This is a genomic window from Salinicola sp. 4072 (assembly GCF_036663415.1).
GTDB lineage: Bacteria > Pseudomonadota > Gammaproteobacteria > Pseudomonadales > Halomonadaceae > Salinicola > Salinicola salarius_A.
In genome coordinates this window covers 1-17150 of the sequence record NZ_JAXOVV010000006.1, presented here as the reverse complement: position 1 = coordinate 17150, position 17150 = coordinate 1, and the positions used below count along the sequence as shown (strand labels likewise).

The following is a 17150-nucleotide window of genomic DNA, read 5'->3' as shown; positions in this document are numbered from 1 at the left end:
GCCCGGCATTTCCGTCACGCTGACGATCGCCATAGTTCGATCGTCGATGCCGACCAACGCCTGTGGGGTCGGTTTGTCACTAGTCTGCGAGGACACCCATGAAAGTACTCGTCGCGGTCAAACGCGTCATCGATTACAACGTCAAGATCCGGGTCAAGCCGGATCACTCCGACGTGGATCTGACCAACGTCAAGATGGCCATGAACCCCTTCTGTGAAATTGCGGTGGAAGAGGCCGTTCGTCTCAAGGAGAAGGGCGTCGCCACGGAGATCGTCGCCGTCTCGGTCGGCCCCAAGGCCGCCCAGGAACAGCTGCGCACGGCGCTGGCGCTGGGTGCGGACCGCGCCATTCACGTCGAGACCGACGAACGCGTCGAGTCGCTGGCGGTAGCCAAGCTGCTCAAGGCCGTGGTCGATGAAGAGAAGCCCGACCTGGTCATTCTCGGCAAGCAGGCGATCGATACCGACAACAACCAGACCGGCCAGATGCTGGCGGCGCTGAGCGGTATGGGGCAGGGCACCTTCGCCTCGGAGGTCGCCTTCGGCGATGGCGTCGAGGACGGCTACGTGCGCGTCACCCGCGAGATCGATGGCGGGCTGCAGAGCGTCGCGCTCAAGCTGCCCGCGGTGGTGACCACCGACCTGCGCCTGAACGAACCGCGCTACGCCAAGCTGCCGGACATCATGAAAGCCAAGAAGAAGCCGCTGGACAGCCGGACGCCGGAAGCACTCGGCGTAACCGTCTCCAGCGGGCTTGAGCTGCTCAAGGTCGAGACGCCGGCCGAGCGCAAGGGCGGGGTCAAGGTAGGCTCCGTGGACGAGCTGATCGATAAACTCAAGAACGAAGCCAAAGTGCTGTGAAAGGAGCTGATCGCATGAGTATTCTGGTTCTGGCCGAACACCATGAAGGGCGTCTCTCCGCCGGCACGGCTCATGTCGTCGGCGCCGCCCGAGCCATTGGTGGCGATATCGACATCCTGGTAGCCGGCGAGAATGTGGCGGCCATTGCCGAAGCGGCCGCCAAACTCGATGGCGTTTCCCGCGTGCGGGTGGCCGACGATGCGGCGTACGCGCATCAGCTGGCCGAGCCGCTGGCGGATCTGCTGGCCCAGCTGGCCGGCGACTACAGCCACGTGCTCGCCGCGGCATCGACCGACGGCAAGAACGTGCTGCCGCGGGTCGCGGCACTCAAGGACGTCTCCCAGATCTCCGAGATCCTGAGCGTCGAGAGCGCCGATACCTTCAAGCGTCCGATCTATGCCGGCAACGCCATCGCCACGGTGCAGTCCAGCGATCCGCTCAAGGTGATCACCGTGCGCACGACGGCGTTCGACCCGGTGAGCGAAGGCGGGGCCGCGACCATCGAGCCCGTGGATGCTGTCGTCTCCAACGCGCTGTCGCGCTTCATCGGCGAAGAGCTCGCGCAAAACGAGCGCCCGGAGCTGGGTGGCGCTCGCGTGGTCATCTCCGGTGGCCGAGGCATGGGCAACGGCGACAACTTCAAGCTGCTCGACGGCATTGCCGACAAGCTCGGCGCCGCCATCGGGGCTTCTCGTGCCGCGGTCGACGCGGGGTTCGTGCCCAACGACATGCAGGTCGGGCAGACCGGCAAGATCGTCGCTCCCGAGCTTTATATCGCCGTCGGCATCAGCGGCGCGATCCAGCACCTGGCGGGCATGAAGGACTCCAAGGTGATCGTGGCGATCAACAAGGACGACGAAGCGCCGATCTTCCAGGTGGCCGATTACGGTCTCGTCGGGGATCTGTTCGAGATTCTGCCCGAGCTGGAGCAGAAGCTGTAGACGACTCGCCTACGCGATTCGCGATCCAGAAAGCCGGTACCTGCGGGTACCGGTTTTTTTGTGCCTCGCCGTTCAGCGGAGGTCGCGGGTTGTCACTGGAGCGCCAGGTTATACGGATTGATAATTGTTCTTGTTTGTATTAGCGTATCGCGTCGAATTCAGCTTCGTTACACCGCTGGTTAGCGGTGCTTGTCACCAGCTTGTTGTCACGGCTCATACGCAAGGAGATAGCGTGGTGCATGATTCCCCGCGGAAACGAGCAAGTGCACGCCTGTTGGCGTCCTTTCTCGCCGCCATGAGCCTGGGCGTTGCCAGCACGGCGCCGGCCCAGGACTCGCTCAGCCAGGCCAGCATCGAGGCCCAGCAGACCCAGGCCGAACTTCAAAGCCGTATCGACAACGCCGACGACGCCACGCGGGAAGCGCTGCAGCGCCTGCGCCAGGCCAGCCAGCAGGCCGACCGGCTCGAGAGCTACAACGCCGAGCTGGCACCGATCGTCGACAATCAGGCCAAGCGCATCGCTTCCGAGCAGCAGGCGCTGACGCAGATCTCCGTGACCCGTGAGGGACTGCCGGGGGAGATGCGCGAGATGGTCGAGCAACTGCGCGCGATGATCGAAGCGGACATGCCGTTCCTGCGCGACGAGCGTCTGGCCCGCGTCGACGACCTGGAACAGATGCTGGCCCGCGATGATGCCTCGCAGGCCGACAAGCTGCAGCGAATCTTTTCCGCCTGGCGTACCGAGCTCGCCTACGGGCGGGAAATGGACCAGTGGAGCGGCCCGCTCGAAGGCGCGCAATCCGACGCGGCGAGTCAGGGTAGCCAGCTCGCGCGGGAAGTCGACTATCTACGGGTCGGGAGAACGGGCTGGTACTACGTCACGCCCGACGATCGCGCCGGCGGTGTCTGGAGCATCGCCAACGGCGAGTGGGAAGCGTTGGACGGCGATCAGATCGACGAGGTCCGTCGCGGCATTCGCATCGCACAGGATCAGAGCGCGCCGGCCTTGTTGCACCTGCCGGCATCGCTGGTCGTCGAAGACGGACAGTCAGCGACGGAGGGGCAGTCATGAGACGGACAGTCATGAAGCGTCATGCATGGTGGTCAGCGCTCTCTTTCGTGGCGATGACGCTATTGCCCATCGTCGCCAGTGCTCAGTCCGGCGACGCGTCGGGTAGCGGATCGCACTCGATGCAGCAGGTGCTAGAGACGTTCCGGGCCGACAGCCAGGCCGCGGAACAGCGCGATACCCAGCGGCTGGAGACATTGCTGGATGACCGTGAGGCGTTGCAGCAGGCGGTCGCCGATGCCGAGCAGCGGCTGCAGGACGCCCAGGGCAGGCGCGACCAGCTGGAATCGCGCCAGACGGACCAGCAGCAACAATTGGCGGCGCTACAGCAGCAGCGCACGGAAGAGGCCGGCGATATCGGTGATATCTCCGGAATCGTCAAGCAGCAGGCCAGCGAGCTTCGGGATGCGCTGGGCGAGAGCTGGCTGACCGTCGGCGGTGATGCGCAGTTGCCTCCGCGGCTCGACGATCGTGGCCTGATCGACCTGCAGACGCTGGATCGGGTGCGCCAGGATCTGGCGGGCCTGATCGCGGAAAGCGGCCGAGGCGTGCGGTTCCAGGCGCCGGTTGCCGGGCCGGACGGCGATGTCGCCCAGCGCCCCGTGGTCCGTCTGGGGGATATCGTCGCCTTCAGCGACGGCGATCTGCTGCAGCGAATCGGCGACGACGGTCGTCTTTCCGTCGTGGCGGCAACGCCGGGCGATGCTCGCCAGGCCCTGCAGGCTTTCCAGCAGGGCGAGGGCAACCAGATCGTGGTCGATCCTACCGACGGCGATGTGCTGGACGCGCTCGCCCAGCAGCCGAGCCTGTGGGAGCGGTTCCAGCAGGGCGGCTACGTCGGTTACGTGATCGTCGCGCTGGGGATCATCGGGCTGCTGGTGGCGCTGATGCAGTATGTCTACCTGCTTCGGGTCAGTGCGCGCATGCGTCGGCAGATGCGGGCGCCGGAGTCCCTCAGCGACGACAACCCGCTGGGGCGGGTACTTCAGCGCTTCGCCGCGCTGGGCCGTGATCACGCGCCGGAAGCGCTGGAGGCTCGGCTCGACGAGGCGCTGCTGGCGGAGCAGCCGCGCCTGGAGCGGGCCCAGCCGGTCGTCAAGCTGATCGCCGCCGTCGCGCCCTTGATGGGGTTGCTGGGCACGGTGACCGGGATGATCGTCACCTTTCAGTCGATCACCGTGTTCGGCACCGGCGATCCGCAGCTGATGGCCGGCGGCATCAGCCAGGCGCTGGTGACGACCGTGCTGGGTCTGATCACAGCCGTGCCGCTGCTGTTCGTCAATACCGCCTTGAGCAGCCGCAGCCGACGATTGATCGGCCTGCTGGAAGGCCGCGCCAGCGCGGTGCTCGCCGAGCATCTCGAGGCCGAGACGGCTGCTGTCGCCCACGCCGAGGAGCGCCGTCATGGTGCCCACGCTTGAGCCGATCCGGTGGCTGATCGGCGCTGGCGGCGAGGTGCTGGTGGTGATCATGCTGGTGGCGATGGCGCTGTTCGCGATGTCGCTGGAACGGCTGTTCTACTGGCAGTTCACCCATCGACGTGCCCGGCGAGTGCTGATCGAGGCGTGGATCCAGCGTCGCGATCACTCGAGCTGGAGCGCACTGACCCTGCGCGAAGTGTGGACGAGCGAACTGATCGCCCGGTTACGCCTGCCGTTGCCATGGCTCAAGCTGCTGATCGCGGTCTGCCCGCTGCTCGGGCTGCTGGGGACGGTGACGGGCATGATCCAGGTATTCGACAGCCTGGCTCTCACCGAGAGCAACCAGGCCCGCGCGATGGCCGACGGCGTCGCCCAGGCCACGCTGCCCACGCTGTGCGGCATGGCCGTTGCCGTGGTCGGCCTGCTTTTCGTCACTCGTCTGGAACAGATCATTCGGCGCGAGGATCAGCGGTTGCATGACCGCATGGCCCGCGCCGTGGAGGACTCTCATGCGTAGGCGCCGCTTGCGGGAAGCCAGTGACGATTCGACCGGCATCGACCTGACGCCGATGCTCGATGTCGTTTTCATCATGCTGATCTTCTTCATCGTCACCACCAGCTTCATCAAGGAGAGTGGCGTCGAGATCCAGCGGCCCGAGTCGAGCGAGGCCACGGCGCGCCAGGATACCCAGGTGCTCGTCGCCATCACCGGCGAAGGCGCGGTCTGGGTGGACGGCGAGGCAGTGGATGCCCATCGCGTCGGCGCTCGCGTCGCGGAGCTGGTCTCCGGCGATGGCAGCGTCGTGGTGCAGGCCGACAAGAACTCGACGACGGGTTTGCTGATCGAAGTCATGGATCGCATTCACCAGGCGGGTGTCGATAACGTCGCCGTGGCCGCCAACCGGGATGCCGGCTGATGCGTAGAGTGGCAGGCCTGGTCGGCGGCGCGCTGCTGGCGTTGCTGCTGTTCTATCTGTTGGCGCTGCTGGTGGCTCCGCCGGAACCGGATCGCACCCAGATCGTGACGCCGACGGCGATCTCGATGGTCGATGCGCCGGAGCAGGAGCCGGCGCAACCGACGCCAACGTCGCCGGCATTGCCGACGCCGCCGAGCGCGCCGCCGCCACCTCCTGCGGCGGCACCCGTACCTGCGGCAGAGGCGCCGAGCCCGGTGGAGATTCCGGAGCCGCAAACGCCGCCCATGGAGGCGCCGGACGTGACGCTGGACGAATCGCTGCCCGAACTGAGCGAGGCGCGGCCGGAGCCAGAGCCGCGTCCACAACCGCAACCCGAGGCTCAGCCGGAACCCCAGCCGGAACCCCAGCCGACGCAGGAAGCCGTGGCGGATGCGGCGCCTCAGTCCGAAGCCGAGCCCGGCCCGCCGCAGCCCGAACCCGCACCGCAGCAACCGCCGCGAGGAACGCAGGCATCGCCGCGCGATGTCGGCCAGCTGCAGCCTACCAGCCGGGTCAATCCGTCCTATCCGATGCGTGCGCGCCGGCGCGGCCTGGAAGGATACGTGGAGGTGAGTTTCATCATTCAGCCTGATGGACGCGTCGATACCGACAGTCTGCGTGTGATCGACGCCGATCCCGCCAACGTGTTCGACCGTGCCGTCGAGGAGGCGGTATCACAGTGGCGATTCCCGCCGGCCGATGACGTGCGGCGGGCCACGCAGCGTATCCAGTTCCAGTTGGAGGGCTGACCGTGAGTTCAATGACGGTTCGTCGCCTGAGCAAGCGCTGTCTGTCGCTGGCGCTGGTGGGCCTGATCGGTTGCGGCGGTATCTCGCTGGCCCGGGCCGAGGGTCCGGCGCTGCGCGCGGACATGATCCAGGCGCTGCAGTCGATGCAGTCGCAGCTCGAGGCCGGCGACGACGCGGCGGTGGCTACCCGCGCTGCCGACTCGGCCTCGCGCCTCGAAGGCGGCAATGCGGCCGATCGCTGGGCGCGCGCCCTGTTCCTGCAACTGGCGGCATCGGCCAATGCTCATCAAGGAAACAAATCCCTGGCTGCGGATCAATTGGCCGAGGCAAGGCGCATCGACGATATCCCTGACGCACGCCGTCTCTCGTGGCTGCGTCAGGAAGCGCGGCTGCGCTTGAGTGGCGGCCAGACACGGCAGGGCGCGGATCTGCTCACCCAATGGGTCGAGCGCAGCGGCGGAGACGACGCTTCGCGCTGGTTGCTGGTTCAGGCGCGGGCGTCGCTCGAAGAGTGGTCGGCCGCGGCCAACTCGCTCGATCGGCTGAGAGCGTCCGGCACCGAGGGCTGGAGCCAGTCGCAGCGGCAATTGGCGAGTACGGTCTACCAGCAGGCGGGACGTTTCGATGACGCCCTGACGCTGCTGGGCGACGATGCGAGCTCACCAGACGTCTGGCGCCGGGCCGCAGGGCTTGCCCAGCAAGCCGGTGATGACGGTCGTGCCGCAGCGATCTGGGAAAGCGGCTGGCGCCGAGGTGTGCTGACGTCGGATGAAGATCTGTTGCAACTGGCCAGACTGCACATTGCCGGGGGAACGCCGGCGCGTGCCGCCGAGCATCTGGGAAACTGGCTGGATAGCGGTCGGCTGGATTCCAGCAGCGCCAACCTGCGCCTGATCGCCCAGGCCTGGACGGCCGCTCGCGATCATGAAAACGCGCTGTCGGCCTGGCAGACGCTGGCCGACAAGACCGGCCGGACAGAGGATTGGCAGCAGTTGGCCGAGCTCGCTTACGGTTGGGGCGAGTGGCAGACGACACGAGACGCGCTTTCCCGTCTGCGTGAGGCAGGCGGCGAGATTTCCGGACGGGACTGGTTGTTGCAGGGCTTCGCCTCGCTGCAGCTCGGCGATCGGGAGGCGGCCCGCAATGCCTTTCAGCAGGCCAGGGCAGCGGGCGTCGAGCAGGCGCAGCAGTGGCTGGATTCGCTGGGATCGGCGTAGCGGTGGTTCGCTCACGCGATGGTCGGTTTTGGTAAGGTGGCGAATTGTGGCGTGAGCCGTTCTCCACTGACCATCACCAGTGGTCCTTGTCAGCATTTTTGTTTGTTGGTCAATAAAGCCGGGACACTGGGATTTGCCGCCGAATGACGCCTTCCAGACGGCGCTAAACGACGGTCGCCCGTGCCGGGTCTGGCGTCATGGATGACGCCAGAGGCGCGTAGGGCAGGGATGCCCTTTCGCGCCGACCCGAGCGCGGGCGATTGGCGTTTAGGGTTTCGCCGTCTGTGGCGTCAAAAAGGGGAGCGCGAGGGGCTTGCCCCTCGCATTAACGAGCAGAAGGAAAGTTGATGCTCGGTCAGTGGTAAGTTCGTCCTGCTTGAACCTGTCGCCATAGTGAACTTGTCGCCATAGGAAACGAAACTCACGCTAGCTCGAATTCACTCCACACCGGGGCGTGGTCGGATGGCCGTTCCATGGCGCGCAGGTCATAGTCGATACCCGAGCGACGCGTGGCGCGGGCCAGCGGTTCGGTGACCAGGATGTAATCGATACGCAGGCCACGCTTGGGCTCGCGATCGAAACCCTTGGAGCGATAGTCGAACCAGCTGAAATAGTCGCTGCTGTCCGGGTGGCAAAGTCGATAGCTGTCCTCGAGCCCCCACGCCTTGAGGCGCTCCAGCCATTCGCGTTCCTCGGGCTGGAAGCTGGTCTTGCCTTCGCGCAGCCAGCGCTTGCGATTGTCCTCGCCGATGCCGATGTCGATATCCGCCGGGGAGATATTGAAGTCGCCCATGATCGCGACGCGCTCCGAAGGCTGGTGCTGCGTTTCGAGAAGCGCGTTGAGACCGGCGTAGAACGCTCGCTTGTTGGGGTACTTGGTAGGGTGAGCGATGTTCTCGCCCTGAGGAAAGTAACCGTTCCACACCGTCAGCGGTTTGCCATCGTCAATGTCGAGCGTCACTCCGATCAGGCGGCGCTGCGCCTCCTCGCCATCGTCGGGCAACCCATAATGAACGGATGTCGGTGCTGCCCGGGTCAGCATCGCGACACCGTAGTGGCCTTTCTGGCCATGAAAGTGAACGTGATAGCCCATGGCTTCCACCGCGTCGCGGGGAAACTCGCTATCCTGGACCTTGGTCTCCTGCAGACCGATGACGTCCGGCGCGTGGCTCTCGATCAGCGCCTCGAGCTGGTGCAGACGAGCGCGGATGCCGTTGATATTGAAAGAGACGAGTCGCATCAATCGGAGCCCTCATCCTTCGAGGCGTCGCTATCGGTGCTGGCGGAATGCAGCGGCAGCGGCGGGGCGCTCTGACGCTGGCGCTTGCGCTCGGCCTGCAGTTTTCGCTGCTGGGTCTTCTTGTCGACGTAACGACGCGATGGAGCGACTTCATCGGGATTGTCATGGCGCCAGCGGCGATAGTCCTTGCGCTTGCCGGTACGGATCGTCACCTTGTCGGCCAGCGACCGGGTCTTTTTTCTGCGAGTCATGCGCGCAACCTGTCAGTATTCAGCGGGAAATCCAGCGATATAGCGATATGGGCATCGGCATTGGAAACTCTCGACCGCCAAGGCGGTGTTCCCGGAGCCAACGATAGCCCACATTCTAACAGGGGAAGGGGGCTCTGCCATCGGCTAGCCGCGACGTTGGACCACTGGGCTCGCGACGTTAGCAGGCCAGAACTGGTACAATGTGTTCGGCTCGCGCCGGGCCTGGCCCCGGCGAAGTCGATCATCGTCGCGTCGAGGGTTCGTCCTTGAAGGCGTGAATGCCGGCCCGCCGCGCCGTAGATGGCGCCGCCGAGCAGGACGCCAGCCGTCGCGAGTCAAACCGTCAATCGATTTCGGACATTCGTCATAACTATGAGTGAGTCTGACAACACCCAGCCCCCGGCACAGAACCGCAGACCCAAGCGGCGTCGGCGCAAGCCACGTAAATCGCAGTCGCGGAACACTTCCAACTGGTCGCTGAAACAGTTTCAGGTCGAGCCCGTTGCCGGACGCTGGCGGTTTCATGATTTCGACCTGCCGACATCATTGATGCGCGCGATCCAGGCAGAAGGTTTCGAATACTGCACGCCGATCCAGGCCGAAGCGCTGAAGCATACGTTGCTCGGCGGCGACGTGGTCGGCAAGGCACAGACCGGCACCGGCAAGACTGCGGCTTTCCTGATCTCGATGCTGGCCTATTTCCTGGAAGAAGAAGCGCCGGATGGCCAGAAGCCGGGAACGCCGCGGGCGCTGATCATCGCGCCTACCCGCGAACTGGCGCTGCAGATCGAGAAGGACGCCAAGGCACTGGCCCGTTTCACGTCATTGCATGTGGCAAGCGTCGTCGGCGGCATGGACTACCAGAAGCAGCGGGATCAGCTGAGCAAGAACCTGGACATTCTGGTGGCCACGCCGGGGCGTCTGCTCGATTTCCAGCAGAAGCGCGACATCGATCTCTCCCAGGTCGAGGTGCTGGTGCTGGACGAAGCCGATCGTATGCTGTCGATGGGCTTCATTCCGGACGTCAAGCGCATCATCCGCTATACGCCCAAGCGCGAGGAACGCCAGACCTTCCTGTTCTCGGCGACCTTCACGCCGGATATCCTCAACCTCTCCGAGCAGTGGACCCAGAATCCGGCCCACGTCGAGATCGAGGTGACCACCGACAACGCGGCCAATATCGACCAGCGTGTCTATCTGGTCAGCGACAGCGAGAAGCGCAAGCTGCTGTTCAATCTGGTCAGCCAGGAAGCGATGGAGCGGGTGATCGTGTTCGGCAACCGTCGCGATCTGGTACGCGAACTGGACCAGATGCTGCGCGACCAGGGCGTCAACGCGGCGATGCTCTCGGGCGACGTGCCGCAGAGCCAGCGAATCAAGACGCTGGAGCGTTTCCGGGAAGGCGAAGTGACCGTGCTGGTGGCGACCGATGTTGCCGGTCGTGGCATCCATATCGAGGATGTCAGCCACGTCATCAACTTCACGCTGCCGGAAGATCCTGAAGACTACGTCCATCGTATCGGGCGGACCGGCCGTGCGGGCGCGAAGGGTGTGTCGATCAGTTTCGTCGGCGAAGAGGATGCCTTCTCGCTGCCGGAGATCGAGAACTACATCAACGGCAAGCTGCCCTGCGAGCATCCGCCCGAGTCCATGATGTCGTGAGCCGATGCTTTCCTGAGCGGCTGACATCGTCAACGGTTCGGCTCTCTCGATCGTCCACCGTCGGTGGGCGATCTGTTTCTGACCTTCCTTCCCCGGAATGCGCATGCTCGACGAACCCCTCAAGCAAGAGATCCAGGAGGCTTACCGGCGCGTGCTCGAAGGGTTGGAGCTCACCCCGCGTTACGGTCAGCGTCTGATGATTGCGGAGATCGCGCGCACGCTGGCGTCGATCGAGCGAGATGATCAGGGCCGAAGGACGTCCAACGAGCACGTCTGTGTTCTGGAAGCGGGTACCGGTACCGGTAAAACCCTTGCGTATCTATTGGCGGCGTTACCCGTCGCCAAGGCGCGCGGCAAGCGGTTGGTCATCGCCACTGCCACGGTGGCACTGCAAGAGCAGGTATTGAATCAGGACCTGCCGATGCTCAAGGCGCACAGCGGGCTCGATTTCGAATACGCGCTGGCCAAGGGTCGGGGGCGTTACCTGTGCGTGGCCAAGCTGGATCAGGCGCTGGAAGGCGCCGAGCCCAACCCGACGCTGTCGCTGTTCGAGCAGACCATCGCCACGGACGCCGGCGGTGACTTCCCGCAGCTGATCCAGGAGATGGCCGATACCTATGCCTCCGGCAACTGGGAAGGGGATCGGGATAGCTGGCCGGTCGCCATTGATGATCGCGACTGGCGACGGCTGACCGTGGATCATCGCCAGTGCACCAATCGGCGCTGCGGCCATTTCGGCGCCTGTGCCTATTTCCGCTCGCGCCGGCATCTCGAGCAGGCCGATATCATCGTCGCCAATCACGACCTGGTGCTGGCGGACCTCGCGCTAGGCGGAGGCATGGTACTGCCGTCGCCCAAGGAGTGTATCTACGTCTTCGACGAAGGGCATCACCTGCCGGACAAGGCGCTGGATCACTTCTATCATCGTTTCGGGATTAACGGCACGTTGCGCTGGCTGCGGACGTTGAAGAAGTCGCTGACGGAGTTGAACACCGCGCTCGGCGCCCAGCCGACACTCGGCCGCTTGCTGGCGACCTTCCCCGAACGCATCGCGGCGCTGGAGCCACGTCTCGGCGACGCCTACGCCATGGGACATCAGATTGCCGGGCTCGGATCCGGGGCAGGCGAGGAGACGCAGCATTTCCGCTTTCCCAACGGCCGGGCGCCGGAGCCGCTGGTCGATCTGGCCCAGCAGCTGGTCATTCCGTTCGCCGAGTTATCGCGCGATCTGGAGACGATGAGCGATATCCTCCGCGAGAGTCTCGACCCGGACAAGTCCACCGGGCTCCCGCGGGAGCAGGCGGAACCGTGGCTGCCGCTGACGGCGCTGCTCCACGGCCGCGCGCTGGAAGCGCATGCGCTGTGGTCAGCCATGGCCAAGCCGGATCCGGCGGGGCAGGCACCGCAAGCGCGATGGTTGACGTTCCAGAACTTCGGTGGCGAGCCGGAGCTGACCTTTTCGGCCAGCCCGGTATCGGCGGCGGAGACACTGGCGCGGCATCTCTGGGGAACCTGCTACGGGGCGGTGGTGACCTCGGCGACGCTGACGGCGCTCAATCGTTTCGAGCGATTGCAGGAGCGGGCCGGCCTGGCCAATCGCTATCGCTACCAGCGCCTGCCGAGCCCTTTCGACTATTCCCGGGCCATCCTCAGTGTGCCGAGGGAAGCGGTGGAGCCCGGCGATGCCAAGGCGCACGACCGTTCCATCGTCGAGTTCATCGAGGGGCTGGAAGATGACGAAGCCGTGCTGGTGCTGTTTTCCTCGCGCAAGCAACTGCGCAGCGTGGCCGATGCGTTGCCGGAACCCTGGTCGTCGCGCCTGCTCTCGCAGGATCGGCTGCCCAAGCGCGAGCTGCTGGAGCGCCATCGCAAGGCGGTCGACGACGGCGGCGGTAGCTTGATCTTCGGGCTGGCGAGTTTCGCCGAGGGGATCGATCTTCCCGGTCGTTATCTCACCCACGTGGTCATCACCCGGCTGCCGTTTTCGGTGCCGGACGATCCGGTCGGCGCCACGCTCGCCGAGTGGATCGAGAGTCAGGGCGGCAACCCGTTCATGCGGATATCGGTGCCGGATGCGTCGATCAAGCTGGTGCAGGCGTGCGGGCGGCTGATCCGCAAGGAGAACGACAGCGGCCGTATCTCGCTGTTGGATCGGCGTGTGCTGACCCGGCGGTACGGCAAGGCGTTGCTGGACGCGCTGCCACCGTTTCGGCGTCAGATCGAAGGGGTGGAAGCAGGCGAGCCGGCCAGGAACTGACGGGGGCCGCGTTGCCGCCGCCAACAAAAAACGCCCGGTGCCGTGAATTGCGGCACCGGGCGTTCTGCTTGAACGGTCGTCGTCCTGGGATCAGTCGTCGGAACGCTGGCGCGACTGGAGCACGGACTTCAATTGCTCGGCCATCTCGGTCAGCGTGCGTTCGGTGGTCGGCCAGTCGATGCAGGCATCGGTGATCGAAACGCCGTATTCGAGCTGGCTCCGGTCTTCGGGAATCTTCTGGCTGCCCCAGCCGATATTCGATTCGATCATCAAACCGATGATCGAGCGGTTGCCGTCGAGGATCTGGTGCGTCACGTTCTCCATGACCAGCGGCTGCAGCGCCGGGTCCTTGTTGGAGTTGGCGTGGGAGCAGTCGACCATCAGGTTGGCTTTCAGCCCCGCCTTGTGCAGTTCCTGCTCGGCCAGCGTGACACTGACACTGTCGTAGTTGGGCTTGCCGTTGCCGCCCCGCAGAACGACGTGGCCATAGGCGTTGCCCCGGGTCCGGATCACCGCGACCTGACCCGCCTGGTCGATACCCAGGAAATTGTGCGGGCTGGCGACCGACTGCAATGCGTTGACTGCCACGTCCAGGCTGCCGTCGGTGCCATTCTTGAAGCCGACCGGGCCGGAAAGGCCGGAAGCCATTTCACGGTGGGTCTGGGATTCGGTGGTGCGGGCCCCTACCGCGGACCAACTAATGCAGTCCTGCAGATACTGCGGCGAAATCGGATCGAGCGCCTCGGTGGCCAGCGGCAGGCCGATTTCGGCCAGATCCACTAGTAGCCGGCGAGCGATGTGCAAGCCTTCCTCGATCTCGAACGAGTCGTTGAGGTGCGGATCGTTGATCAAGCCCTTCCAGCCGACCGTGGTACGCGGCTTCTCGAAGTAGACGCGCATCACGATGTATAGGCTGTCGCTGACGGCATCGGCGAGCTTGCGAAGGCGTCTGGCGTAGTCGCGTGCGGCTTCCGGATCGTGAATCGAGCAGGGGCCGATGACCACGAGCAGGCGAGGATCCTCGCGATCGAGAATGCGCTGGATGGTCTGACGCCCTTCGATGACCGTGCGCTCGGCGGATTCCGAAAGCGGAATGTTCTGCTTCAACGCTTCCGGGGTAATCAGGACATCCTGGGAGAGAACGTTGAGATTGTTGACCTGCTGTTCCGACATGCTGGGGCCCGTTGACTCTGATGGTGACTGCGCGTGGAGCGCGTACTATGGGGGTTGCAGGGTACAAAAATCAACTTTCCGGCCCCGTTGTGCCCTGCATGCCGGGGATCCGGCGCCGGGAGCGCGACTTGATGGGGCGGGTTAAAACAGGAACACTGGCCGGCTTCGCGTGCTAATCCATCGTTTCTGTTATAACTTGCACGCCTGTCATTGAATCGTGAGCTCAAAGGGCTCCAGGTGGGATCATGAGCGTATTATCTCCTAGTCACCACACTCGTTATCGCTGTGTCATTTCACTGCTCCAGGTCCTGCAGCTTCCGGTGCCCAGTCGTACGGGGAGGCGTTGAATGGGTGTCCGAGAGACCGATCAGCAACTCGTCGAACGCGCCCAGAAAGGGGACACCCGAGCTTTTGATCTTTTGGTCAAGAAGTACCAGCACAAGATTCTCGGTCTGATCAGCCGCTATGTTCAGGACCATTCCGAAGTTCAGGACGTTGCCCAAGAAGCCTTCATCAAGGCGTATCGCGCCCTGGGCAGCTTTCGTGCCGAAAGTGCCTTCTATACCTGGATGTATCGCATCGCCATCAACACGGCAAAGAACTATCTGGTATCGCGGGGGCGGCGTCCTCCCGGTAGCGATCTGGATATCAGCGATGCCGAGATCGTCGACCAGAGCGGGCGTCTGTCGGATATCGAATCGCCGGAAGCGGCGATCGCCCGCGATCAACTGGAAGCCGCCGTGTTCGAAGCGATCGAGCAACTGCCGGATGATCTGCGCACCGCGATCACGCTGCGTGAATTCGACGGGCTTTCCTATGAAGATATCGCCACGATCATGGAGTGCCCGGTGGGAACCGTCCGATCGCGGATCTTCCGGGCGCGCGAGGCGGTCGACAAGCATATCGAACCGTTGCTGGAACACGGTGGGCGAGACGCGGTCAACGGCGCTTGAGCGACGCAGGATCAATAGGTTCGGGAGCGCCGATGGCGATCGAATCGAGAAAGATGAATCGAAAATGAACTGTCATCGATTTCTGTCGTCATAGTGGGGCAGGTAATAGCCAAGCCGTCGTCGGCTGGAGACAATCCGGCGACGAGGGTCCGGTGACGCAGGTAGCGGGCAAGGGCATTGCGGCCTTCGAGGATCGCAATGGCACGCCCCCAGATGTCGCCCTGAGTGTCGCCGTCATTCAACACGTGGCAAGCCGCAAGGCGAGTGTGAGGGTGTGACTATGAAGCAGGTATACGAATCGTTTTCCGCATTGATGGATAACGAGGCCGATGAATTCGATCTGAGGCGGGCGCTCAAGACGCTGGGCACGTCGCCGCAGGAATCCGATACCTGGCGTCGATATCACTTGGCCCGCAGCATGATGCGGCGCGAGCGGGATGCGATCGTCGATATCGATATCTCCGGCGACGTGATGGCGGCGCTGGCGGATGAACCCCGGCCCGTCGCGGAACCAGCCAGCGAGCCGGTCAGGCGCCACTCGTTTTCCATGATGGGCGGCGCTGCCGTGGCGGCGGCGGTATCGCTCATGGTGATCACCGGCGTTCAGGTCTATAACGGCCGCTTTGGCGCCGACACCACCACGTCCTCGGATGTGGCGGCCGCTACGGGTACCTCTGCGGTCAACGAAAGTGCCCAGGCCCAGGCCACGCTGGCCTCCGAAAGTGTTGCCGGCGACCAGAGCGGGGCGATGCAGGCTTCCATGCAGGCGCCGGTCTCCAGCGGGCTGCCCTATTCGCTGGGCAGCGGCAGCTTTGGCGGTGGAAGCTTCGGCGCTGGCAACAACAGCGGCTTGATGACGGTCGGGGAGCAGGTGATGCAGCCGATGTTCCTGTCGCCGAGCACGCGTCAGTCTCCCAACGTCGATATGGAGCAGGCGCAGACGCTGCAATCCTATCTGGAGCGTCACTCCGTCGGCGCTGCCTACAGCACCGGCGACAACTGGATGCCGTTGCTGCGTACGCCGGGCGCACTGTCCGCTCAGGTCGACGGTGCCGGAGCCACGGAAGCGCGTTGATGTTTCGGTTTACTCCCCGGGCCTCTCTGGCTGCGATACTTCCTCTGCTTGCGGTTTCCGGCACTGCCCAGGCTCAAGCGTCCGTCGATGAGCGGGCGGTTCCGGAAACTTTCGACTGTCGCGACCTGGCTGCCGCCAGCGATAGCGATGTCTCTCCCGAGGCGCTGTTTCAGCGCAGTCTCTGGGCCAGCCACTGCTATAACTTCAGTGCACGGGCCGTGCGTATCAGTTTCGATGGCGTCAGGACCCTGGCGCTGACGCATAGCGTGCAGCAGGGCGTGGAGACCGAGGCCGCGAGATTTCTGGATGGTCCGCCCGTCGCGGTGGAGAAGCGGGGCAGCGTGAGCCAGGATGCGGCGGGGCAGGGAACGCTGGATTTTACCGCTGGTCTCGCGCCTGGCGCCTTGACCCGACAGATTGCCGGACATTACGACCTCCAACCGATGGAAATCGAGCGAATTGCCGGACGCGCGGCATGGCGTCTCGATATCGAACCGCAGGACGAGCTCCGCTACGGTTACTGTCTCTGGCTGGATCGCGAGACATCGCTGCCGCTCAAGCGTGAAATGATCGGTATCAATGGCCAGATTCTCGAAACCTTTCAGATAACCGATCTGCGAGCCCCCACGCTTTATCCTGATACGCTTCGTCTCGGCCCCGGCCAGTCTCCGGCGGATTCTCCGTGGCACGCGCAGTGGCTGCCTGCCGGGTTTACCTCGCAGCCGATCCCGCCTGATAGCCCTGGTCAGAGCGCACGGATTGAGCACCAGCTCTACAGTGATGGTTTGACCAGCATCAGCTTGTTCGTCGAACCCATTACCGGTAACCGGCGTTCCTTGTTGCCCGGCATGCATCGACTGGGTATCTCCTATGCAGCGGTTCGTCATGTGAATCATGAGGGCCGGCCCATGCAGATACTGGTATTGGGCGAGGCGCCGCCCGAGGTGCTGGCACGTATCGCTGCGCGAGTGACCTGGAACCAAGGGGGCGGTGCCGACGATCCGTCCACTGATATGTCGGACCCTCAGAACGACTCCGACGCGAGTGCTCCCCCCGCCGGCTCCTAGGCTCTGTCTGAAAAATAGACCCGTAAACAGCGCTCGATGCAGGCCAGCGTGACCATGGCACGGTAACTTTTTGCCAGCTTGTCGTAGCGAGTACAAAGTCGCCGCTTTTCCTTCATCCAGCCAAATAGACGCTCTATCACATTGCGACGCCGATAACGCGGGCGCTCGAACAGGCGGGGTAGTCCTGGCTTGGGGCGACGGTGCATCTGTCGGTGCCGGATCGTCGGTCGTATTCCGTACCGGTCGCAGTAGCGACGCA

17 protein-coding genes are annotated in these 17150 nt (G+C 64.2%); 13 read left to right on the top strand and 4 right to left on the bottom strand.

Annotation, left to right across the window (positions count from 1 at the left end):
- Nucleotides 1-98: 98 nt before the first annotated feature.
- The 8 genes from R3F72_RS06300 to R3F72_RS06265 all read left to right on the top strand — a co-directional run bounded on the left by R3F72_RS06300 (nt 99) and on the right by R3F72_RS06265 (nt 7213).
- Nucleotides 99-860 carry an electron transfer flavoprotein subunit beta/FixA family protein gene (locus R3F72_RS06300; RefSeq protein ID WP_071233041.1) on the top strand — a complete coding sequence of 254 codons (762 nt, stop codon included), beginning with the start codon at nt 99-101 and terminating at the stop codon, nt 858-860.
- A gap of 14 nt (nt 861-874) precedes the next feature.
- Nucleotides 875-1801: an electron transfer flavoprotein subunit alpha/FixB family protein gene (locus R3F72_RS06295; protein ID WP_332779204.1), complete on the top strand. Its 927-nt coding sequence runs from the start codon at nt 875-877 to the stop codon at nt 1799-1801.
- Between the two features lie 232 nt (nt 1802-2033).
- The gene (locus tag R3F72_RS06290; protein ID WP_332779203.1) at nt 2034-2873 is read left to right on the top strand and encodes a DUF3450 domain-containing protein; all 840 of its coding nucleotides are present in this window, start codon (nt 2034-2036) and stop codon (nt 2871-2873) included.
- 11 nt (nt 2874-2884) lie between these two features.
- A complete protein-coding gene (locus tag R3F72_RS06285; protein WP_332779202.1) occupies nt 2885-4291 on the top strand; it encodes a MotA/TolQ/ExbB proton channel family protein in 1407 nt (468 codons plus the stop codon).
- Nucleotides 4275-4808: a MotA/TolQ/ExbB proton channel family protein gene (locus R3F72_RS06280; RefSeq protein ID WP_276231557.1), complete on the top strand. Its 534-nt coding sequence runs from the start codon at nt 4275-4277 to the stop codon at nt 4806-4808. The genes R3F72_RS06285 and R3F72_RS06280 overlap by 17 nt, the downstream gene beginning before the upstream one ends.
- Nucleotides 4801-5208, top strand: coding sequence for an ExbD/TolR family protein (locus R3F72_RS06275; RefSeq protein WP_087719505.1), 408 nt, complete (start codon nt 4801-4803; stop codon nt 5206-5208). The genes R3F72_RS06280 and R3F72_RS06275 overlap by 8 nt, the downstream gene beginning before the upstream one ends.
- Nucleotides 5208-5996 carry an energy transducer TonB gene (locus tag R3F72_RS06270; RefSeq protein ID WP_332779201.1) on the top strand — a complete coding sequence of 263 codons (789 nt, stop codon included), beginning with the start codon at nt 5208-5210 and terminating at the stop codon, nt 5994-5996. Before R3F72_RS06275 ends, R3F72_RS06270 begins: the two co-directional genes overlap by 1 nt.
- 11 nt (nt 5997-6007) lie before the next feature.
- Nucleotides 6008-7213 carry a hypothetical protein gene (locus R3F72_RS06265; RefSeq protein WP_332779272.1) on the top strand — a complete coding sequence of 402 codons (1206 nt, stop codon included), beginning with the start codon at nt 6008-6010 and terminating at the stop codon, nt 7211-7213.
- Between the two features lie 421 nt (nt 7214-7634).
- Here the strand turns inward: R3F72_RS06265 and xthA are convergent, their stop codons facing one another.
- Nucleotides 7635-8453, bottom strand: a complete 819-nt coding sequence (gene xthA / locus R3F72_RS06260; RefSeq protein WP_322527500.1) for an exodeoxyribonuclease III — start codon at nt 8451-8453, stop codon at nt 7635-7637.
- Entirely contained in the window at nt 8453-8704 is a 252-nt protein-coding gene (locus tag R3F72_RS06255) for a hypothetical protein (protein WP_276231555.1), read from the bottom strand. The genes xthA and R3F72_RS06255 overlap by 1 nt, the downstream gene beginning before the upstream one ends.
- Before the next feature lie 372 nt (nt 8705-9076).
- On the opposite strand from R3F72_RS06255, the gene rhlB reads away from it, so the two are divergent.
- Together rhlB and dinG are read left to right on the top strand one after the other, a co-directional pair.
- A complete protein-coding gene (rhlB, locus tag R3F72_RS06250) occupies nt 9077-10366 on the top strand; it encodes an ATP-dependent RNA helicase RhlB (protein WP_303853565.1) in 1290 nt (429 codons plus the stop codon).
- A gap of 103 nt (nt 10367-10469) precedes the next feature.
- Nucleotides 10470-12623, top strand: a complete 2154-nt coding sequence (gene dinG, locus R3F72_RS06245) for an ATP-dependent DNA helicase DinG (protein ID WP_087719499.1) — start codon at nt 10470-10472, stop codon at nt 12621-12623.
- Between the two features lie 90 nt (nt 12624-12713).
- Here the strand turns inward: dinG and R3F72_RS06240 are convergent, their stop codons facing one another.
- Nucleotides 12714-13796, bottom strand: a complete 1083-nt coding sequence (locus R3F72_RS06240) for a 3-deoxy-7-phosphoheptulonate synthase (RefSeq protein WP_087719498.1) — start codon at nt 13794-13796, stop codon at nt 12714-12716.
- A 347-nt stretch (nt 13797-14143) separates the two neighbouring features.
- On the opposite strand from R3F72_RS06240, the gene rpoE reads away from it, so the two are divergent.
- The 3 genes from rpoE to R3F72_RS06225 all read left to right on the top strand — a co-directional run bounded on the left by rpoE (nt 14144) and on the right by R3F72_RS06225 (nt 16891).
- Nucleotides 14144-14749: an RNA polymerase sigma factor RpoE gene (gene rpoE, locus R3F72_RS06235; protein ID WP_087719497.1), complete on the top strand. Its 606-nt coding sequence runs from the start codon at nt 14144-14146 to the stop codon at nt 14747-14749.
- Between the two features lie 280 nt (nt 14750-15029).
- Nucleotides 15030-15824 carry a sigma-E factor negative regulatory protein gene (locus R3F72_RS06230; protein WP_087719496.1) on the top strand — a complete coding sequence of 265 codons (795 nt, stop codon included), beginning with the start codon at nt 15030-15032 and terminating at the stop codon, nt 15822-15824.
- The gene (locus R3F72_RS06225; protein ID WP_332779200.1) at nt 15824-16891 is read left to right on the top strand and encodes a MucB/RseB C-terminal domain-containing protein; all 1068 of its coding nucleotides are present in this window, start codon (nt 15824-15826) and stop codon (nt 16889-16891) included. Before R3F72_RS06230 ends, R3F72_RS06225 begins: the two co-directional genes overlap by 1 nt.
- Here the strand turns inward: R3F72_RS06225 and R3F72_RS06220 are convergent.
- Nucleotides 16888-17150, bottom strand: a 263-nt coding sequence (locus tag R3F72_RS06220; RefSeq protein ID WP_332779199.1) for a transposase, incomplete at its 5' end; no start/stop codon positions are given. The two genes, R3F72_RS06225 and R3F72_RS06220, sit on opposite strands and share 4 nt — an antisense overlap.